Origin of the sequence: Herbiconiux flava (assembly GCF_013409865.1) — a bacterium.
Classification (GTDB): Bacteria; Actinomycetota; Actinomycetes; order Actinomycetales; family Microbacteriaceae; genus Herbiconiux; species Herbiconiux flava.
In genome coordinates this window covers 3,527,265-3,546,128 of the sequence record NZ_JACCBM010000001.1, presented here as the reverse complement: position 1 = coordinate 3,546,128, position 18,864 = coordinate 3,527,265, and the positions used below count along the sequence as shown (strand labels likewise).

Annotated in this window: 24 protein-coding genes and 1 tRNA gene; 16 read left to right on the top strand and 9 right to left on the bottom strand. The window is 71.7% G+C overall.

What is annotated here, in order from left to right; translation table 11 throughout:
* The first annotated feature begins 29 nt into the window (after window positions 1-29).
* From gltX to BJ984_RS16940, 4 genes are read left to right on the top strand one after another with little or no spacing between them, the layout of a single operon-like run.
* Window positions 30-1,559: a glutamate--tRNA ligase gene (gene gltX, locus BJ984_RS16955; protein ID WP_179549004.1), complete on the top strand. Its 1,530-nt coding sequence runs from the start codon at window positions 30-32 to the stop codon at window positions 1,557-1,559.
* A gap of 59 nt (window positions 1,560-1,618) precedes the next feature.
* Window positions 1,619-2,554 carry an NAD(P)/FAD-dependent oxidoreductase gene (locus tag BJ984_RS16950; protein ID WP_179549533.1) on the top strand — a complete coding sequence of 312 codons (936 nt, stop codon included), beginning with the start codon at window positions 1,619-1,621 and terminating at the stop codon, window positions 2,552-2,554.
* Window positions 2,555-2,562: 8 nt separating this feature from the next.
* Window positions 2,563-3,234 carry a DedA family protein gene (locus BJ984_RS16945; protein ID WP_179549003.1) on the top strand — a complete coding sequence of 224 codons (672 nt, stop codon included), beginning with the start codon at window positions 2,563-2,565 and terminating at the stop codon, window positions 3,232-3,234.
* A 23-nt stretch (window positions 3,235-3,257) separates the two neighbouring features.
* Window positions 3,258-3,827, top strand: a complete 570-nt coding sequence (locus BJ984_RS16940; protein WP_179549002.1) for a putative glycolipid-binding domain-containing protein — start codon at window positions 3,258-3,260, stop codon at window positions 3,825-3,827.
* On the opposite strand, the gene BJ984_RS16935 is transcribed toward BJ984_RS16940, so the two are convergent.
* The 4 genes from BJ984_RS16935 to BJ984_RS16920 form a co-directional block, all read right to left on the bottom strand.
* The gene (locus tag BJ984_RS16935) at window positions 3,808-4,404 is read right to left on the bottom strand and encodes a GrpB family protein (RefSeq protein WP_179549001.1); all 597 of its coding nucleotides are present in this window, start codon (window positions 4,402-4,404) and stop codon (window positions 3,808-3,810) included. The two genes, BJ984_RS16940 and BJ984_RS16935, sit on opposite strands and share 20 nt — an antisense overlap.
* 90 nt (window positions 4,405-4,494) lie before the next feature.
* On the bottom strand, window positions 4,495-5,331 hold the full coding sequence (locus BJ984_RS16930) for an alpha/beta fold hydrolase (protein ID WP_179549000.1): 837 nt from the start codon (window positions 5,329-5,331) through the stop codon (window positions 4,495-4,497).
* A 166-nt stretch (window positions 5,332-5,497) separates the two neighbouring features.
* Window positions 5,498-5,878: a DUF1801 domain-containing protein gene (locus BJ984_RS16925; protein ID WP_179548999.1), complete on the bottom strand. Its 381-nt coding sequence runs from the start codon at window positions 5,876-5,878 to the stop codon at window positions 5,498-5,500.
* Window positions 5,875-6,486, bottom strand: coding sequence for a phosphoribosylanthranilate isomerase (locus BJ984_RS16920; RefSeq protein ID WP_246306482.1), 612 nt, complete (start codon window positions 6,484-6,486; stop codon window positions 5,875-5,877). The genes BJ984_RS16925 and BJ984_RS16920 overlap by 4 nt, the downstream gene beginning before the upstream one ends.
* 97 nt (window positions 6,487-6,583) lie before the next feature.
* On the opposite strand from BJ984_RS16920, the gene BJ984_RS16915 reads away from it, so the two are divergent.
* Window positions 6,584-6,919 (top strand): sigma factor, encoded by a 336-nt coding sequence (locus tag BJ984_RS16915; protein ID WP_179548998.1) that lies wholly within the window; start codon window positions 6,584-6,586, stop codon window positions 6,917-6,919.
* A gap of 25 nt (window positions 6,920-6,944) precedes the next feature.
* Here the strand turns inward: BJ984_RS16915 and BJ984_RS16910 are convergent, their stop codons facing one another.
* Window positions 6,945-7,433 (bottom strand): DUF2000 domain-containing protein, encoded by a 489-nt coding sequence (locus BJ984_RS16910; RefSeq protein ID WP_179548997.1) that lies wholly within the window; start codon window positions 7,431-7,433, stop codon window positions 6,945-6,947.
* A gap of 124 nt (window positions 7,434-7,557) precedes the next feature.
* Here BJ984_RS16910 and BJ984_RS16905 point away from each other — a divergent pair, with 124 nt between their 5' ends.
* From BJ984_RS16905 to BJ984_RS16885, 5 genes are all read left to right on the top strand, one after another.
* Window positions 7,558-8,019 carry an Lrp/AsnC family transcriptional regulator gene (locus BJ984_RS16905; RefSeq protein WP_179548996.1) on the top strand — a complete coding sequence of 154 codons (462 nt, stop codon included), beginning with the start codon at window positions 7,558-7,560 and terminating at the stop codon, window positions 8,017-8,019.
* A 112-nt stretch (window positions 8,020-8,131) separates the two neighbouring features.
* A tRNA-Gln gene (locus BJ984_RS16900) sits at window positions 8,132-8,203 on the top strand.
* Window positions 8,204-8,434: 231 nt separating this feature from the next.
* The gene (locus BJ984_RS16895; RefSeq protein WP_179548995.1) at window positions 8,435-9,193 is read left to right on the top strand and encodes an alpha/beta hydrolase; all 759 of its coding nucleotides are present in this window, start codon (window positions 8,435-8,437) and stop codon (window positions 9,191-9,193) included.
* Window positions 9,190-9,561: a VOC family protein gene (locus tag BJ984_RS16890; RefSeq protein WP_179548994.1), complete on the top strand. Its 372-nt coding sequence runs from the start codon at window positions 9,190-9,192 to the stop codon at window positions 9,559-9,561. Before BJ984_RS16895 ends, BJ984_RS16890 begins: the two co-directional genes overlap by 4 nt.
* Entirely contained in the window at window positions 9,554-10,273 is a 720-nt protein-coding gene (locus BJ984_RS16885) for a hypothetical protein (RefSeq protein ID WP_179548993.1), read from the top strand. The genes BJ984_RS16890 and BJ984_RS16885 overlap by 8 nt, the downstream gene beginning before the upstream one ends.
* Window positions 10,274-10,346: 73 nt before the next feature.
* On the opposite strand, the gene BJ984_RS16880 is transcribed toward BJ984_RS16885, so the two are convergent.
* Window positions 10,347-10,940, bottom strand: a complete 594-nt coding sequence (locus BJ984_RS16880; RefSeq protein ID WP_179548992.1) for a class I SAM-dependent methyltransferase — start codon at window positions 10,938-10,940, stop codon at window positions 10,347-10,349.
* A gap of 191 nt (window positions 10,941-11,131) precedes the next feature.
* Between BJ984_RS16880 and BJ984_RS16875 the strand changes: the two genes are divergently transcribed.
* Window positions 11,132-12,469 carry an HNH endonuclease signature motif containing protein gene (locus tag BJ984_RS16875; RefSeq protein WP_179548991.1) on the top strand — a complete coding sequence of 446 codons (1,338 nt, stop codon included), beginning with the start codon at window positions 11,132-11,134 and terminating at the stop codon, window positions 12,467-12,469.
* A 194-nt stretch (window positions 12,470-12,663) separates the two neighbouring features.
* Here the strand turns inward: BJ984_RS16875 and BJ984_RS16870 are convergent, their stop codons facing one another.
* From BJ984_RS16870 to BJ984_RS16860, 3 genes are all read right to left on the bottom strand, one after another.
* On the bottom strand, window positions 12,664-12,960 hold the full coding sequence (locus tag BJ984_RS16870; protein WP_179548990.1) for a DUF2277 domain-containing protein: 297 nt from the start codon (window positions 12,958-12,960) through the stop codon (window positions 12,664-12,666).
* A gap of 85 nt (window positions 12,961-13,045) precedes the next feature.
* Entirely contained in the window at window positions 13,046-14,056 is a 1,011-nt protein-coding gene (locus tag BJ984_RS16865) for an aldo/keto reductase (RefSeq protein WP_179548989.1), read from the bottom strand.
* Complete coding sequence (locus BJ984_RS16860) at window positions 14,053-14,472, bottom strand: MerR family transcriptional regulator (protein ID WP_179548988.1); 420 nt, start codon at window positions 14,470-14,472, stop codon at window positions 14,053-14,055. Before BJ984_RS16860 ends, BJ984_RS16865 begins: the two co-directional genes overlap by 4 nt.
* A gap of 144 nt (window positions 14,473-14,616) precedes the next feature.
* Between BJ984_RS16860 and BJ984_RS16855 the strand changes: the two genes are divergently transcribed.
* From BJ984_RS16855 to BJ984_RS16835, 5 genes are all read left to right on the top strand, one after another.
* The gene (locus tag BJ984_RS16855) at window positions 14,617-15,237 is read left to right on the top strand and encodes an RNA polymerase sigma factor (RefSeq protein WP_179548987.1); all 621 of its coding nucleotides are present in this window, start codon (window positions 14,617-14,619) and stop codon (window positions 15,235-15,237) included.
* 162 nt (window positions 15,238-15,399) lie between these two features.
* On the top strand, window positions 15,400-15,882 hold the full coding sequence (locus BJ984_RS16850) for a DUF2510 domain-containing protein (RefSeq protein WP_179548986.1): 483 nt from the start codon (window positions 15,400-15,402) through the stop codon (window positions 15,880-15,882).
* 80 nt (window positions 15,883-15,962) lie between these two features.
* Window positions 15,963-16,871, top strand: coding sequence for an alpha/beta hydrolase (locus BJ984_RS16845; RefSeq protein ID WP_179548985.1), 909 nt, complete (start codon window positions 15,963-15,965; stop codon window positions 16,869-16,871).
* 210 nt (window positions 16,872-17,081) lie between these two features.
* Window positions 17,082-18,173: a hypothetical protein gene (locus tag BJ984_RS16840; protein ID WP_179548984.1), complete on the top strand. Its 1,092-nt coding sequence runs from the start codon at window positions 17,082-17,084 to the stop codon at window positions 18,171-18,173.
* Window positions 18,174-18,330: 157 nt separating this feature from the next.
* Window positions 18,331-18,777 carry a VOC family protein gene (locus BJ984_RS16835; RefSeq protein WP_179548983.1) on the top strand — a complete coding sequence of 149 codons (447 nt, stop codon included), beginning with the start codon at window positions 18,331-18,333 and terminating at the stop codon, window positions 18,775-18,777.
* Window positions 18,778-18,864: the final 87 nt, after the last annotated feature.

Here is an 18,864-nt window from a genome sequence, read left to right as displayed (position 1 = left end):
CCTGCCACCCCCGATAGAATCGGCGGGTCATGAGCGCATCGTCACCAGCACAGTCCTCCGAGCATCCGTTCTCCACCGCCACGGGCGCCGACGTGCGCGTGCGTTTCTGCCCGAGCCCCACCGGCACGCCCCACGTGGGCCTCGTGCGCACCGCCCTGTTCAACTGGGCCTACGCGCGCCACACGGGCGGGAAGATGATCTTCCGCATCGAGGACACCGACGCCAACCGCGACTCAGAGGAGAGCTACGAGCAGCTCGTCGACGCGCTCACCTGGCTCGGCCTGAACTGGGACGAGGGGCCCGGCATCGGCGGGCCGCACGCCCCCTACCGGCAGTCGGAGCGCTACGACATCTACCGCGACGTCATCGCGCGGCTGCTCGAGTCGGGCCACGTCTACGAGAGCTTCTCGAACGCCGAGGAGATCGACGCCCGCAACGAGGCCGCCGGCCGCGCGAAGCAGCTGGGCTACGACAACGGCGACCGCACGCTCAGCGACGAGCAGAAGGCGGCCTTCCGCGCCGAGGGCCGCGAGCCGGCGCTCCGCCTGCGGGTGCCCGACACCGACCTGTCGTTCGACGACCTCGTGCGCGGCGAGATCACGTTCCCGGCGGGGTCGTTCACCGACTTCGTGATCGTGCGGCCCAACGGGCATCCGCTCTACACGCTCGTGAACCCGCTCGACGACGCGCTGATGGGCGTCACCCACGTGCTGCGCGGAGAGGACCTGCTCTCGTCGACGCCACGCCAGATCGCCCTGTACCACGCGCTGATCGACATCGGCGTGACCACCTTCGTGCCCCGCTTCGGCCACCTGCCCTACGTGATGGGCGACGGCAACAAGAAGCTGTCGAAGCGAGACCCCGAGTCGAACCTGTTCTTGCACCGCGAGCGCGGCTTCATCCCCGAGGGCCTCGTGAACTACCTCGCGCTGCTCGGCTGGTCGCTCGCGCCCGACCGCGACGTGTTCTCGCTCGAGGAGATGGTGGCGGCGTTCGACGTGGTCGACGTGCTGCCGAACCCGGCCCGCTTCGACCTGAAGAAGGCCGAGTCGATCGACGGCGACCACATCCGGCTGCTCGCACCCGCCGACTTCGCGTCGCGTCTCGTGCCCTACCTCGAGGCGGCGGGCATCGTGACGGTTCCGTTGACGGATGCGCAGCAGCACGTGCTCGAGCAGGTCGCCCCGCTCGTGCAGACGCGCATGCAGCTGCTCGGCGAGGCGCCCGCACTGATGGCGTCGTTCTTCGTGCCGGCCGCGTCGCTCGCCTACGACGAGGACGCGCGCAAGTCGCTGCCCGAGAACGCCGGGCTCGTGCTGAACGCGGCCATCGCCGGGCTCCTCGACGTGCCGGAGTCGGAGTGGGAGCACGAGGCCATCCAGTCCGCGCTCGCCGCGGCGCTGATCGACGGGCTGGGCCTGAAGCCGCGCGCGGCCTACGGGCCGCTGCGTGTCGCTCTCTCGGGGCGGCGCATCTCGCCGCCGCTGTTCGAGTCGATGCAGATCCTCGGCAAGGCCGAGACGATCGCGCGGCTCGAGGCGCTGGTGGCGGCGCTGTGACGAGCGCGCCTGCGGGCGTCTCGGGCGCGGCCGCGGCCGCCGCGGGCCCCGCCGAGGCCGTGCGCGGCTTCGACGGCGACCGCTACGAGGTCATCGTGATCGGCGGCGGCCCCGCCGGCCTGTCCGTCGGCCTCAACCTCGTGCGCGCCCGGCGCCGCGTGCTGATCCTCGACAGCAATCGGCCCCGCCACTCGGCCACCCTCATCTCGCACGGCTTCATCACCCGAGACGGCGTCTCGCCGCTCGAGCTGCGGGCCCTCGGGCGCGAGGAGTTCGCTGCCTACCCCACCGCCGAGTTCCACCAGGGGCTCGTCGGCACGATCACGCCGGGGGAGGGCGGGTTCACCGTCACCTCCCGCGGTGTGCGCGGCTCGGCCGACCGGGTGGTCACCGCGCCGGTCGTGGTGCTGACCCACGGGCTGGCCGAGACGCTGCCGGCGCTGCCGAGCATCCGCGCCTACTACGGCACCGCCCTGCACAGCTGCCTCGCCTGCGACCTGTTCGAGAAGAGCGACCAGCCGCTGGCGCTGATCGGCACCGCGACCGACCTCGCCGAGCGGGCCCTGATCGTCTCGCAGGTCACCGACGACCTGATCGTCTTCACGAACGGTGCCAGCGACGCGGTGACCGAGGCCGAGGAGGCGGCCCTCGCCGCCCGCGGCATCGTGGTCGAGCGCCGGCCGATCGACGACCTCGAGGGCGACCGGTCGGGCCTGACCGGCGTGCGTCTGGCCGACGGGACCATCATCCCGCGCACCGGCGGCTTCGTGCGCCCCACCTGGACCGTCCCCGACGCCCACCTCGCCGAGCTCACCGGCCTCGAGCGCGACGCCGACGGCCATCTCGTGGTCGACGCCGTGGGCGCCACCTCGGTGCCGGGCCTCTACGCGGCCGGCGACCTCACACCCCCGGGCCCGCAGCAGCTCATCGTCGCCGCCGGAGCCGGCGCCCGCACGGCCGCGGCCGTCGCCCGCCACCTCCTCGGCCCCCTGTGAGCCCGGCCATGGCGCCCGGAGACATCTTCGGGTTCCAGGACGCCATCCAGGGCGCCGGACTGTGGGGTCTGCTGCTGGTGTGCGTGATCGTGTTCGCCGAGACCGGGCTGCTGATCGGCTTCTTCCTGCCGGGCGACACCCTGCTGTTCTTCGCCGGTCTGCTGACCTTCACGGGCACGATCCCGCTGCCCCTGCCGGTCGTCATCCTCGCCGTCTTCGCGGCGGCCTTCCTCGGCGACCAGCTCGGCTACACCATCGGCAAGCGCGCCGGCCCCGGCATCTTCGAGCGGCGCGACTCGGGCTTCTTCAGCCGCAAGAACGTCGACCGCACCCAGGCCTTCTTCGACCGCTTCGGCGGCTGGGCCGTCACGATCGCACGGTTCATCGGCGTCGTGCGCACCTTCGCGCCGGTCGCCGCCGGTGTCGGCCGGATGAAGCGCTCGCACTTCTCGGCCTACAACGCCCTCGGCGCCCTGATCTGGTCGTCCGCGATCATCGGGCTCGGCTACGCGCTCGGCGGCATCCCCGAGGTGGCCGAGGTCGTGCAGCAGTACATGGAATGGGTGCTGATCGGCATCGTTGTGCTCACCGTCGGGTCGGCGCTGATCGCCTACCTCCGCCAGCGCCGCGCGGCGCGCGGCGCGGCGACGGGCCCGGCGAGCGGACCGGCAGGGGAGTAGGTTCGAGCGCGAGGAGGTCCGTCGTGCACATCGTCACCCGCTCCCTCGCCTGGGTGCCGGCAGCCAGGCCGGGCTTCGAGGGGCTCACCCTCACCCTGACCCCCACGGGTGCCACCGCGGTCGGCCACATCACCGCCGAACCCTCGGAGACCGATCCCCGAGGCTTCGACGTGTTCTACCGCATCGAATGCGACGAGGCCTGGCGCACCCGTTACGTCACGGTCGCCGACACCGCGACGAGCCGCTCGCTCGAACTGTGGTCGACGGGCGACGGTCACTGGCAGGGCGACGACGGGCGGATGCTCGTGCACCTCCTCGACGCCGTCGACGTCGATCTGAGCGCCACCCCCTTCAGCAACACCCTGCCGATCCGCCGGCTCGGGCTGGCCCTCGGCCAGAGCGCCGAGATCACCACGGCGTACATCGACATCCCGTCGCTGCACGTCTCGGCCGACCGCCAGCGCTACACGCGGATCGCGCCCTCGACCTACCGCTACGAGTCCCTCGACGGCAGCTTCGTGCGCGACGTCGAGGTCGACGACGAGGGCTTCGTCACCGACTACCCCGGCCTCTTCACGCGGGTCGGTCGCTGAGCCCGGCGGCCCGCCGCGCCCGCTCCTTGATGGCGACGATGACCTCGGTCTTCGCGTCGGAGTAGGCGTTCATGTCGGCCCAGCTCCGCGCCATCAGGGCGCGCTTGGTGCCCTCGTAGAGGGCGCGATCGGCGGGGTCGGCGCGCAGGTGGTCGCGGAGGAGCAGGTACCCCGCGATCGCGGGGTCGCCCAGCTGATAGACATGCACGTGCACGTCGCGCTCGGGCGTGCGCACGAGGCGGTGGCCCGGCTCCCGCACGCGGAGCACGTAGCCGGCCGCGAGGAGCGGGTCGAGGTAGTCCTCCTCGGCGGTGATGTCGCCGACCGCCACGACGATGTCGACGATCGGCTTCGCCGCGAGCCCCGGCACCGAGGTTGACCCGATGTGCTCGATCACGACGGGCTCGCTGCCGGCGCGGGCCCCGGCGAGAGCATCCTGAATTCGACGCCGGTTGGTCTCGAAGACGGTCGCCCACCCGGGGTCGTACTCGTGCAACCCCACCGTGAGCCGCTCAGGCCCGCCCACGATCTCGACCGTCGTCACGTCGGCCCGCCGGGGCGCCTCGCTGTGCTGCACCCGCCCATCCTCGCAGGCTGAGGGGTGCCCGAACGCAGAAGAGGTGCACCCCGGCGAGCCGGTGGTGCACCTCTTCGAACGGCCGAGCTGCTACGACTTGATGAAGGCGAGCAGGTCGGGGTTGATCACGTCGGCGTGGGTCGTCAGCATGCCGTGCGGGTAGCCCTCGTAGATCTTCAGGGTCGAGTTCTGCAGGAGCTCGTGCTGCTTCAGCGAGGCGTCCTTGTAGGGCACGACCTGGTCGTCGTCGCCCTGGGTGACGAGCACGGGCACCGAGATGGCCTTGAGGTCCTCGGTCTGGTCGGTCTCCGAGAAGGCCTTGATGCCCTCGTAGTGGGCGATCGCGCTGCCGGTCATGCCCTGGCGCCACCAGTTGGCGACGACGGGCTCGGACAGCGTGGCACCCGGGCGGTTGAAGCCGTAGAACGGGCCGGAGGCGACGGCCTGGTAGAACTCGGCGCGGTTCGCGGCCAGCGCGCTGCGGAACCCGTCGAAGACCGAGATCGGGGTGCCCTCGGGGTTGGCGTCGGTCTGCACCATCAGCGGCGGAACGGAGGAGACGAGCACGGCCTTGGCCACGCGGCCCTGGGGCTCTCCGTACTGCGCGACGTAGCGGGCGACCTGGCCGCCACCGGTCGAGTGACCGATGTGGATGGCGTTCCGGAGGTCGAGGTGCTCGACGACGGCCGAGGCGTCGCTGGCGTAGTGGTCCATGTCGTGGCCGGTGCCGATCTGGCTGCTCCGGCCGTGGCCACGGCGGTCGCTCGCGATCACGCGGTAGCCCTCGGCCAGGAAGAAGAGCATCTGGGCGTCCCAGTCGTCCGACGACAGGGGCCAGCCGTGGTGGAACATGATGGGCTGGGCGTCGGGGTCGCCCCAGTCCTTGTAGTAGATTTCTGCGCCATCGTCCGTGGTCACAAACGGCATGATCGACCTCCGCGTTCAGTGTTCCCGCTCTTCGGGGGGTGAAGAGTGGCTCCACCATAACGCCACGAAATGGCCGCTGAGAGCGCGATCCCGGATGTTCCGACAGCTGTTCAGTTCTGCACCGCCCCGCGTGCGACCAGCGTCGGAACGAACGCCTCCGAGCGGGTCAGCGGATGCGCAGCCAGCCCTCGAGCGCCGAGGAGAGTCCGGGCTCCAGCGCACTCACCGCGGTGCCGGGCGGCACCGTGATCACCCCGCGGATGTCGGACAGCCACCGCACCAGCCCGGTCTCGTCGGCCATCACCGGCGGCGCGTTCCGCACCTCGGGCCGCGCGGTGTCGAAGTGCAGGATCAGCTGCACCGCCCCCGCCTTGTTCCGCACGTTCATCGTGATGCGGTCGATGCCGTCGTGCACGTAGCTGGGGGAGTTCCACTTGATGTGCTCGTCGAGCTCGACCGGCAGGGCCAGGATGACGCGCCGCAGCTCGACCACCTGCTCGCGCTGCCCGGGGTCGAGCGCGGCGATGAACTCCTCGACGGTCTTCACGGTGTCGCCCGGGCTGCCGCGACGAAGCGCTCGATCAGATCGTGGTCCTTGACGCCCGGAGCCGACTCGACCCCGCTCGAGACGTCGACCCCGCTCGGCGCGGCCTCCGCGATCGCCTGGCCCACGTTCGTCGGGTCCAGCCCGCCCGCGAGCAGCCACGCCCCCTCGGGCCTCCGCACCTGAAGCGCGCCGAGGTCCCAGCGCTCACCCGATCCGGGCCGCGGCGAGTCGATCAGCAGCAGCTCCTCGCCCCACGACCCCAGGTCGTCCGCGCCGAGCGACGACGTCGCCCGCCACACGCGGGGGAACAGAGCGGATGCCCGGCCCACCTCCCCCCGATCGAATCCGTGCACCTGCAGAACGTCGACGCCCGCCGCGCGAGCCGCCACCGCGGCGTCCTCCGGCGTCAGCCCCTTCGTCACCAGCACGGTGGTGACGCGGCCGGCGGTGTGCTCGACCAGCCGTCGCGCGGTGGCGGCGTCGACGAACCGGGGGCTCCCCGCGGCGACGACAAACCCCACCGCGTCCGCCCCGGCGGCCACCGCGGTGTCGATCGCGGCCTCGGTGCGGAGCCCGCAGACCTTCACGAGCAGCGGCGCAGCATCCATGGCGCCGAGCCTACCGTCCGCACCACGACGGCGTCCGGTGCCGCAGAGCGACGATCGCCAGGTTCCCGGTCGATACGGATGCATCGAGTTCGGCGTCATGTCACAGTGGAGCGTGACCCCGGACCAGGCAGGCCTCCCGAGCATTCCGTCGCTGGATGGGCTGCTGGTGCGCACGGCGAGCGGGGACGCGGACGCTTTCGCCGACCTCTACGATCGCGTGGCCCCGCGCCTGCTCGGATTCATCCGCCGGTTCGTCGCCGATCCCCAGGAGGCCGAGGACGTGGCGTTCGAGGTCTTCGTCGACGTGTGGCGCCGGGCGGCGCGGTTCGACCCGCGTCACGGGTCAGCGCTGGCGTGGATCCTGCAGAGCGCCTACGGCCTGGCCGCCGGCGGCGAGACCGGCGCCGGCGCCGAGATCGCGCTCAGCGCCTAGCGCTCGGAACGGGCATCCACCACGCTCAGAGGAGCTTGAGCTTCTTCACGATGCGGTCGACGGTGGCCCGCGGGCCCACGATGCTGAGCGCGAGCGACTGCAGCTGCTCGGGTGCGGTGCGTGCGAGCTCGGCGAGGTACTCGTCGTAGACCCGGGTCGTCTGCGCCGCGAGCGGCATGTCCGCGATCCAGACGGCATCGTCATCCGTCTCCGCCGAGGCGGCCGCCGCCACGGCCTTGGCGCGCACGGTCGCGAGCTGCTCGGCCCCGGCGCCGAGCACCGTGCAGCCGGCCCAGGCGAGTCCCGGATGCTCGGCCCCGCTCGCGTCAGGACCACCCGGCCCCTGCAGCCCCCGCACCGCCTCCCCGGTGGCCGCGGCGACGCAGGCCACGGCGTTGGCGAGGCGTCCGGGTTCGAGGGCCGTGTCGACCACCACCACCCACTTCAGTCGCGCCGAACGGGTCGACTCGTGGGCGAGGATCTCCTCGGGGCGGTAGGCGGGGGTCGCGGGCATCCGTCGTTCTCTCCGTGCTCAGTGCTCGATGTGCTGCCGGCCCACACGGCCGACTGCGGCGATAGTATTCACCCGAACGACACTCACGCAATCATGCCGTACATCGTACGGAGAAAGGGGCCGAATGACTTCGCTGGATGCACTCGACACGGCCATCCTGCGCGAATTGCAGACGGATGCACGGCGCACCAATCGCGACCTCGCCGCCTCGGTCGGGGTGGCGCCGACCACCGCACTCGACCGTGTGCGGGCCCTGCGCGACCGCGGTGTCATCACCGGATCGACCGTCGCCGTCGACCTCGCCGCGCTCGGACGCGGGGTGCAGGCGATGATCGCGGTGCGCATCCGGCCGCCGTCCCGGAAGAACATCGAGGGGTTCCGGTCGTGGGTGAGCGAGCTGCCGGAGACGATCGGGGTGTTCGTGACCTCGGGCAGTGAGGACTTCCTCGTGCACGTGGCGGTGCCCGACAACGAGGCCCTCTACGGGTTCGTGATCGACCGGCTCACCGAGCGGCCGGAGGTGGCCGACGTGCGCACCTCGGTGGTCTACGAGCACGTGCGGAACGCGGTGATCGCGCCGCTCTGAGCCCGGTGGGCGGGGCACTCTGAGCCCGGTGCGTGGGACGCTCGCGGTGCTTTTGGCGCCCGGCCGCGGATAGGCTAGGGTAGACGACGGCCCGAACTCCGGTGAAGGCCATTGGGGTATGGTGTAATTGGCAACACGGCTGATTCTGGTTCAGTTGTTCTTGGTTCGAGTCCAGGTACCCCAGCAAGCTAGGCCCGGTCTTCCGGGCCTTTCGTGTTTCCCGGCCGCGTGGGTCTGCGGCACGCGGTCGTGCGTCTTGGTGGCCCTCGCAGGGTGACCCTCGGCGCCGCACGGGCCTCTAGGCTCTGGCTCGAGCGCGGCATCCGCCGCAGCTCGGGAAGGGGTCCCCGTGTCGGACGAGCAGTCGGTGGTTCTCGATGTCGAGTACGGAGCAGTCGGGCAGGTCTCGCTGCTGATGGACATCTACAGCAGGGACGTCTCGGCGGAGGCCGACTCGGATCGAGCCGCGATCGTGCTGGTTCACGGCGGTGGCTGGTTCCGCGGTGACAAGAGCAAAGAGGTGTCGCTCGCGACGAAGCTCGTCGACGCCGGTTACATCGTCTTCGCGCCGAACTACCGTGAGGCCCCGGAACACACGTTCCCTGCGAGCAAGGAGGACGTCCTCACCGCCGCGCAGTGGGCTCTCGCGTCTGACCGGGCCTTCGATCGCACCAAGCTCGCCTTCTTCGGCGGCTCGGCCGGCGGAAACCTCGTGGTCGAGGCGAGCATCGCCACCGGGAGGCCTGCGGTCAGCTGGTCGGGGATGTTCGACCTCCTCGCGATCGTCGAGCAGACCGACGATCTTCCCGCCACGCCGACCACGCAGGATCTCAATGCCATGAAGAGCGCCGACATCAACCAGACGGGCCGGAACGACGCGTTCCTGCGCTGGACGATCCTCGACGAGGTCGGCGGCGACCGCAGCCTGCTGACGAAGGCGTCGACCGCCCGCCATGCCTCGCCCACGGGCGGCCCGGTGTTCCTGGCCAACTCGCTGGGCGAGTTCGTGCCGGTGAGCGACGCTCGTGCGATGCAGGCGGCACTGGCGGAGGTAGGGGTCGCCAGTACGCTCCAGCTCATTCCCGGCACCCACCATGCGGAGGGGTACACGGAGGCGGCCATCGGTCCGTCCCTGGCCTTCCTCCACGACGTCTTCTCGGCGGTCCGGGCGTGACCCGGGTGGAGTTCGCGGGCGTCGGCAACGTCTTCTACTTCGTCGACGACCTGGACGAGGCGGTCGACTGGTACACGGCACGACTCGATCGTGAGCCCGTGGTGCGAGGAGGGGCGCTCGTGGCCTTCGACCTCGACGGGACGCGGTTGACGCTGCACCGGAGGGACGAGCTCAACGCGCCCGGCCCGGCGGGCACCAGCCCGTACTGGACCGTTCCCGACGTCGACGCCTTCGTCGAGGAGTGGACCGCTCACGGCGCCGTCGCGCACCGGGGGCCCAAGACCGTGTTCACGGGGGAGCGGCTGTGTCAGCTGCTCGACCCGTTCGGCAACCTCTTCTCCGTGCGAGAGGCCGCGGCCGGTGACTGACGGACAAGCTCGCTCCAGTCCCCAGCCGGCGGCGGTCGGCGATCTCCCGACCGCCGACCAGGCCATCGAGGCGCTGTCCGACCGGGCAGGGGCCTTCTACAGCGCCCTGATGAACGAGCACTTCGTGCTCGAATCCGCCCGAGGCATCACCGTGAGCGAGGCCAGCAGTCGTGCGGCCCTGTACCTCACGACTCTCTCCAGCAGTCTCGTCGCGTTCGGGTTCCTGGCACAGACCGACTACGCGCTGGGGTTCCTCATGGTCGTCATCCCGGTGATCTTCCTCCTCGGTCTCTTCTCGTACGAGCGGCTCGTCGAGATCTCGCTCGAGGATGTCGCCGCCCTCGAGGCGATCCAGCGCATCCGAGCGGTCTACGCCACGACGCTGCCGGGAGCGGCGCGGTACTTCCCGCGCCCGACCGGCCCGCACGGCCCGAACGAGATGCTGCCCATCGGTCGCCGGCAGTCGTGGGTGGGCGTGTTCTTCCCGACGGCGACCGTGATCGCCATCGTGAACTCGATGGTGGCGGGTGCCGGCGTCGCGATCCTCGTCGTCCAGTCCACCTCGCAGACGACCCCGTCCATCCTGATCGGTCTGGGAACGGCGGCGCTGCTCGCCGTCCTGCACGGCCTCTATCAGGAGTTCCGCTACTCGGCGCTCCGCCGCTTCGTCGCACAGTCCCGCCGCAGGGAGGAGCCGACCCCCTCGACGTGACCGAGCGCCGGCGGTCCATCCGCTTACCGAGCTGCGATCCCAAGGTGGGGCGCGGGCTGACCCCCGCCCGCCTTCAGGCCCGCGCCCAGATCGCGGCCTGGGGGCGCTCACCCGCGGTGACGCGCACGTGCTTCTCGTGCACGCCGAACCCGGCGAGCTCGAGTTCGGCCGCGAGGCGGTCGACGGGCCAGCGGTGGGCCGTCACGACGGCGTGGTCGAAGGGCTCGAGCGCGGCACCCTCGAAGAAGCCGATCAGGAGGGCGCCGCCCGGCTTCAGCACGCGGTGGAACTCCTGCAGAGCATCCTGGATCGTCGACGGCTCGCGGTGGATGAGCGAGTACCACGCGAGCACACCCCCGCTCGAACCCGTGGCGGCGTCGAGCGCGTCGAGGCTGCCGAGCGCGAAGGGCACGCCGGGGTAGCTGCGGCGCGCGCGGGCGACGAACTCGGGCACCCGGTCGACGCCGCGGGCTGACAGGCCTCGTTCGGTGAGGAAGGCCGTCCACTGGCCGGGCCCGCAGCCGGCATCGATGACCGGGCCGTCGACGCTCGCGGCCCAGGTGGTGACGAGGGCGAGGTCTGACGGATGCACGTGCCGCATCGACCCGAAGAGCTCGGTGTACTCGGCTGATCTCTGGGAGTAAGCCGTGGTGACCTGGTCGACCATGGGCGTGAGTTTATCGGGGAGGCGACCCGATCATCTGGTGGGCAAGCGCGGAGCGCGCGGCAGTTCGTCAAGTGCTGCCGCGCGCTTCGCGCTTGCCCTCGAAGGGTGTGGTCGGGATGGGATCAATTGTTGCGTGATCTGGGGAATCGCTTGCTGGAGGGCTTCGCTGTCACTAGAATTGAAGCAAGCTCATGAAACCTTCCTTCGCCTCTGCATCCGCCCTCGCCGCTGGGCCTGTTGTCGCCGGCGCCTCGGTTCTGGAGACGCGGGAGTCGCTGCTGCGGGGGATCGGGGCTGACGCCGATGCGGTGGCCGAGATCCGGGCTCGGCAGGCCGTGCTCGAGGCCGAGGCGGTTGTGCTGCTCGCGGCCGCCGCGCGCAAGGCGCACTGGCTCGCGGGGCTGGAGGGCGGGTCGCTCGAGCACGCGCGGCGGTCGCTGGTGGCCGAGATCGCGACCACGCTGCGCCTGCCCGAGGCGACCGCGGCGCAGCGCATCGACGAGGCCGAGGCGCTCGAGGAGTTCCTGCCGCACACCCTCGATGCGCTGGCCCGCGGTGCCATCAGCTACCAGCACGCGCAGGCGGTCGTGCGGCAGGCGCGAACGCTGCCCGAGGCGGCGCGGGGCGAGTTCGATGTGGCGGCGACCGCGAAGGCCGAGACGCAGACGCCCTCCCAGCTGGCCACCCATGCGCGGGCCGTGCGAGAGCGGATGCACCCCGAGTCGATCGACGTGCGCCACCGTGAAGCGCGCGAGGAGCGGGCGGTGTGGGTCGAGAAGGAGCGCGACGGCATGGCGACGGTGGTCTGTCATCTGCCGGCCGTCGCCGCGTTCGCCATCGACGACACGCTCGACCAGCTCGGGCGCGCCCTGCGCTCGCCCGACGAGACGCGCACGCATGCCCAGCTGCGGGCCGACGGTCTCGTCGAACTGCTTCTGCACCGCGACGGTGACACCTCCGCGCGTGCTCGCGGGATCACCGCGAACATCGTCGTGACCGTGCCGGCCCTGTCGTTGCTGGGTCGCTCCGACGAGGGCGGCGAGCTGCGGGGCTATGGGCCGATCCCGCTCGAGACCGCACGGCGGCTGGCTGCGGGGGCGCCGTCGTTCCTGCGCATCCTGACCGACCCCGTCACCGGGCAGCGCCTCTCGGTCGGTCGTGACCGCTACAAGGTGCCGGCCGATCTGCGGGCCGCCGTCGTGCTCGACGACGAGACCTGCCGCTTCCCGGGCTGCGCCCGCCGTGCCGACCGCTGCGACGTCGACCACACCACCGACTGGGCCCACGGCGGCGAGACCAGCCTCGACAACCTCGCCGCCCTCTGCCGCCGGCACCACACCGTGAAGCACCAGACGGGGTGGGAGGTGAAGGCGGGCGAGGCCCGGGCGCTGCACTGGACCTCCCCGTCGGGCGCCCGACACACCACCCGCCCGCCCGACCACTCCCCACCCGCCCCGCAACCCCGAGCGCACCAGCGCCCGCGCTCGCCGGGCGGCCCGATCCACCTCCCAGACGCTCCGCCGTTCTAGGCGCCCCAGAGTTCTCGGCGCCCCGCCGTTCTGGGCGCCCGCCCCCGCCCCTGCGCGGAGGCCCTTCGCCCCTGCGCCGCTAGGCCCGCGCGCCCTCGTCGGCCCTACGCCGCTGGGCCCGAGCACCCTCGTCGGCCCTTCGCCCCTAGGCCGCTAGGCCCGCCCCCCGCGCCCCCCGCGTCCTCGGCGGCCCGTCAGACCGCCGCGGTGCGGATGCGCACCTCGCGCTCCATGCGCTTCTCGTGGCGTTCGCGGCCCTTGATCGCCTCATCCTCGCGGTTCTTCGGCGGCGCGTTCGTGACGAGCTCGTCGAGCATGCGGCGGGTGGCGGCCGCGATCTCGTCGATGGCCCGGTCGAAGGCCGCCGTGTTCGCCCGCGACGGATGCGTCGAGCCGCTCACCTTGCGCACGAACTGCAGGGCCGCCTCCCGCACCTCGTCATCGGTCGTGGGCGGCTGGAAATTGTGGAGCACGCGGATGTTCCTGCACATGCCGGGAGGCTACTCCCGCCATCCCGCCGAGTCCACGTTGCCGAAAAGCCCGCCTCAGCGACCGCAGCCGCCGCCGAGCATCGCCTCAGCGATCGACGCCCGGGGCATGCGCCACGTAGTCGCGCGTTCCCACGATCTCGTCCTCCGGCAGCGACTCGCTGAGCCGCGCGAGGTCGGCCGCATCGAGCCTCACCGCCATGGCCCCGGCGTTCTCGTCCAGGCGGCTGCGCCGCCGTGTACCGGGGATCGGCACGACCCCTTGCGCCATCAGCCACGCCAGCGCGATCTGCGCCGACGTCGCCCCCTTCTCGGCCGCGATCGTCTCCACTCGCTCGACCAGGGTCAGGTTCGCAGCGATGGCGGCGGGCTGGAAGCGAGGCAGGGTCAGCCGCGCATCCGCCGGGTCGAGGTCGTCCACCGAACGGATGCCACCCGTCAGGAACCCGCGGCCGAGCGGCGAGAAGGCCACGAAGCCGATGCCGAGCTCGTCGATGGTCGCCTTCTCGTCGTTGTGCAGCACATCGCGCGCGAAGAGCGAGAACTCCGACTGCACGGCGGCGAGCGGATGCACGGCGTGCGCCCGGCGGATCGTCGACGCCGAGGCCTCCGAGAGCCCGATGTGCCGCACCTTGCCCTCGGCGACGAGCTCGGACAGGGCGCCGACGCTCTCCTCGATGGGCACATCGGGGTCGACGCGATGCAGGTAGTAGAGGTCGATGCGGTCGGTCCCGAGGTGGCGGAGCGAACGCTCGGCGGCCTTGCGGAGGTAGGCGGGCGTACCGTTGCGGCCGTGGGTGGTGCCGTCGTCGTCGGTCTCGGTCGAGGCCTTGGTCGCGATGGTGACCTCGTCGCGGCGGTCGCCGAGTGCGCGGGCGATGAGCTTCTCGTTCTCGAACGGACCGTAGGCCTCGGCGGTGTCGATGAAGGTGACGCCCAGGTCGAGGGCGTGGCGCAGGGTGGCGATCGACTCGGCCTCGTCGCTCGGACCGTAGTAGGCGCTCATGCCCATCGCGCCGAGGCCGATCGGCGAGACGGTCAGTCCGTCGCCCAGCGGAACGAGGGAGGTGGGAGGGGTGGCAGGGATGGGGGTGGTCATTCGGTGTCCTTCCGGGAGACGGCTTCGGTGTAGGCCGCGATCTTCGACTCGAGGGCGGCGAGATGGGCGCGGGTGCGGGCGAGTTCGTCGAGCACGTGCATCCGGTGCTCTCCGAGCACGACCAGCCGCTCGGCCTCGGTGCCCGCGACGCGGCTGAGCTCGGCCATGCGGCGCACGTCGGCGATGCTCATGCCGGTCTCGCGGAGCATGATCAGGCCGGCGATCCAGTCGAGGTCGTTCCGGCGGTAGCGCCGGCGGCCGCCCGGGTCGCGGGGTGCGGGGTCGAGCAGGAGCCCGGCGCGTTCGTAGTAGCGCAGGGTGTCGATGCTGAGGCCGGTGACCTCGGCGACGGCGCCGATCGACAGGCCCTCGTCGGGGATGTCGGCGTCGAGCGTGGGGAGCGGGATGGAGGCCATGCAGCCATGGTGCATCCTGGACCGCGCTCCAGGTCAAGGCGCCCCTCGGTCGGCCTCCCCTCTACTGGGGGCACGGGCGGGCCAAGCGGGCGGTCGACTCGCGACGAATCATGCACACGTATTGATCAAATGTCCGGAGTTCGCATGTCACCCAGAACCAGTGCCCCGATCGTCACCCGTCGTCCGTCGGTCGCGCCGCCGAGTCCGCTCGACGACCTCTCGTGGGACTCGGACCGTGTGCTCGTCGTGCGGGCGGCCTCCGGCGACGACCGGGCTTTCGCGCTGATCGTCACGCGCTACTCCGGCCTGCTCCGCCAGGTCGCGTACCGCGCCCTCGGAAGCACAGATGACATCGATGACGTGGTGCAGGAGACCTTCCTCGCCGCCTGGACCCATGCCGACAGCGTCATCGACGGCGAGTCCATCGCCGGCTGGCTCGTCACCACCGCCCGCCGCCGCAGCTACGACCGCCTCCGCACGGCGGCGGTGCGCACCCGAGACGGCGACCCCTTCGAGCACCGGATGCTCGCCGCCGACCAGCCCGACCCCGACGACTCGGCGCGCCGCTCCTCGCTCGCGGCCGACGCCCGGCGGGTGCTCGACGCCATGCCGGACGCGCAACGGCGCTGCTGGCACCTCCGCCAGCTCGACGACCTCAGCTACGACGAGATCGCCCGACGCCTCAGCCTCCCGGTCTCGACGGTCCGCGGCATGATCGCGCGCGCCCGCGCCCTCCTGGCGATCGAACTCGCCCACTGGCGCTGACCGCGGCACCCGTCTGTACGCTCCGGACGAATAATCGGGGGTACCGCCGCCACTATGGTCGCCGTACCCCCGATTATTCGTCGGGAGCGTACGCGGCGGCCGGGAGGGCCATGCCACAATCGCGGAGGCGCCCGGCGATGGCGTCAGTGGAGGAGGCTGGCGATGAGCGATCAGACCGAGGGCGTGCTGCTTCCGCCCGGCTGGTACGCCGACCCGCAAGACCCGGCGCGCGAGCGCTGGTGGTCGGGCGCGAGCTGGACGAAGTTCGACCACCGTGCTGCCAAGCCCGGACTGTTCGGCGAGGCGCATGCGCGCGCGTTCTGGCCAGGAGCGAATGCCCTGGCCAGACGGGCGCTGCTTCTGCTGCGCATTGGTTTAGTGCTGCTTTTCGTCGTGATGGCCACGTCGATCTGGGCGACCGCCGCCGGGGTGGCGCTGACCGGTACGGTCGTCGGCGGTTTCGTGTCGATGCTGCTCTGCTGCGTCGGGTTCGGTGTTGCGGGGCTGGTGTTCGGGGTGCGGGCGATGGGGGCATCCGCGGCTCTCGGAGGTGGGGGAGTGGCGGTTCACAGCACCGTGGCGTCGGGGGTGCTGGTGCTGTGGGCGCTCACGCTGTTCGCGTTCGCGTTGGTGCTCATCGCCTGACCGGCGCGGTTGCTCGCTGAGGCTTCCGGACAAGAGTGTCCGGAAGGGCTAGGTTGGGAACGCGAGCGAGAGGAGCGGCGATGGACGTCGAGCGGGTGCTGCCCGAGCTGCGGGAGCCGATGAAGCGGGCGCAGGTGTCCGCGCCACGGTGGCTCGTACGCACTGCGGTGCGGCTGATGCCGGTGCCCAAGTCCGAGGCGGTGCAGGTCGAGCGAGCGCGGGCCGGCGCGGTGCGGCTGAGGGTCTACCGGCCGCAGGGGTCGCTGAGCGGGGCGGGGCTGCTCTGGATCCACGGCGGCGGCCTCCTCTTCGGCGACGCCCGGCAGGACGAGGCGCTCTGCCTTTCGACCGCCGAACGGCTCGGCATGGTGATCGTCTCGGCGAACTACCGCTTCGCTCCCGAGCATCCGTTCCCCGCGGCCCACGACGACGTGCGGGCCGCGTGGGGGTGGATGCTCGACCACGCCGCCTCGCTCGGCATCGACCCGAGGCGCCTCGCGGTGGGCGGCGAGAGCGCTGGGGCGGGTCTCGCCGCCGCCCTCGTGCAGCGCCTCGCCGACGACGGAGGAGTGCAGCCGTGCGCGCAGTGGCTCTTCGCCCCGATGCTCGACGACCGCACCGCCGCCCGCCCCGAGCTGGACGCCGAGCAGCACTTCGTCTGGGACAACGCCGCGAACCGGGAGGGCTGGTCGGGCTACTTCGGCGGCCCGGTCGGTGCCGAGACGGTGCCTCCGTACGCGGCACCCGGACGTCGCACCGACCTCGCGGGGCTGCCGCCGGCGTTCCTCACCTGGGGCGACATCGAACTGTTCGCCGCCGAAGACCGCGCCTACGCCGAGGCGCTCGCGCGTGCCGGGGTGCCGGTGACCAGCGACATCGTCGAGGGGGCGCCGCACGGCTTCGAGAACTGGGCCAAGGAGACGCCGGTGGCGGAGGCCCTGATCGGGCGGGCCCAGCACTGGCTGCGCGAGGCCGCCGCGGCCCGCTGATCGCAGCCGGGCGACCGCAGCACCCCGACAGCAGCAGCAGCATCTGCCCGCCCGATGCCCGGTAGGCCTTCCGCGACCTGGCCGCCGACCCTCTCTTCGACCAGTAGGGCGGATGACCGTGCCGGCCGCCTGGCGGGCCGCCGTCGTTCGGGTCACTATCGTCTGGTGGCGCATTCTCACGCGAACGGGGGCCGGACGACCGCGCGGGCGTTGACCACACCCATCGACACGACCGCACTCGCCGAACCGGTGCACCGCCGTGACGTGGGCCGCTCGTGGCGCGCCCTCGTCGCTGCGCACCCGGAGGCGCGCGACCTCGCGGGTGTGTTCCGTCGATTCGTCCTCGGGTTCGCCACCGTCACGGCCCCGATCGGGCTGCTGGCGTTCGTTCTGGTCGTCGTCGCAACGATCGGCGAGGGCGGCCCCGACGTCGTGCAGGCGGTGATGGTGCAGAGTGTGATCGGCGGGCTGATGCTCTTCGCCGGGGTGATCTGCGGATGGGCGTGGGTTCGCCTGCGGCGGCGTCGCCCCCGGCCGCGCGTGCACCATAGGCTTATGGGCTTCGCCGCGGCGAACGGCATGACGTACAGCCCGGGGCCGACGAAGGCCGCTCTCGGCTCGCCGTTCCGGCGGCGCGGCGCCCTTAACCTGTACCGCGTGCTGCGCACGCCGGGTGAGCGCGGGGTCGAGTTCGCGAACTACGAGCTGATCAACTCGACCATGGAGAACACGGCGCCGCAGTTCGGCGGGTACTGCGCGTTGCGGCTGCCGGTGGCGCTGCCGAACATCCTGCTGCAGAGCGAGGAGGGGCCGCGGCGGCCGCTGCACACCTCGGCGGCGCTGCGGGAGACGCAGGTGCTCCAGCTCGAGGGGGACTTCGACCGGTACTTCCGGCTGTACAGCCCCGAGGGGTATGAGCGGGATGCGCTGTACCTGTTCACGCCCGACGTGATGGCCCGGCTCGTCGACCACCTGCGCGGCCTCGACGTCGAGATCGTCGACGACTGGATGTTCCTGATCAGCGCCCGCGACCTCGTCACCGACCGGGCCGAGCGGTGGGAGGCGCTCGCCGCGGCCGTCGACGCGCTCGACGACCGGATCGAGCGCTGGGGGCGGTGGCGCGACGAGCGGGTCGCGCGAGGCGAGCCGGGTATCGGCGCGGCGGTCACCGACGGCGGGGCGCGGCACGTCGACTCGGGGAGGGGGAGGCTGCGCACCTCGTGGAGCGCGGGCACGATCCTCGTCGTGGGGTTCGTGACGCTGTGCTTCGTGGGGCTCGTCGTCGCGATCAACCTGGGCTGAGCCGGGCTCGTCCGTCCCCCGCGGGGCTCGACCGGATGCGCGGGGTGCCGGTGATGGGACCAGTGCTGGCGCTCGGGCGCTGGGCCTCGGGCCCTGGGGCTCGGGCCCTGGGGCTCGGGCCCTGGCGCTCGGGCGCTGGGGCTCGTAGCGTGGGGCCATGGCGATCAGGCTCGAGAACGTGGGCATCGCGGTGCGGGACATCGACGAGGCGATCGCGTTCTTCACCGACCTCGGCCTCACCGTGGCCGGCCGCGACACGATCAGCGGCGAGTGGGCCGACATGGCCGTGGGCCTCGACGGCAACCACGCGAAGATTGCGATCCTCGTCACTCCCGACGGCGCCGGCCAGCTCGAGCTCTTCGAGTACCTGCATCCCGACGCGATCGAGACCTCGCCCACCCTCCCCAACGAGATCGGGATGCACCGGGTCGCGTTCTCGGTCGACGACATCGACGAGGCGCTGGCCGTCGCCGCCCGTCATGGCTGCCACCCTCTGCGCGGCGTCGCCACCTACCTCGACCGGTACCGGCTGACCTACCTCCGCGGCCCCAGCGGCATCATCGTCATGCTCGCCCAATCCCTGCAGCCGCCGACCCCGTCATAGCCGCCGCGTCCGCCACGGTGCCGCGGGGCGAGTGACGGATGTCATGGGTGGGGCGTGACAGTCCGCAGGCGCATCCGGGCGGCCGGG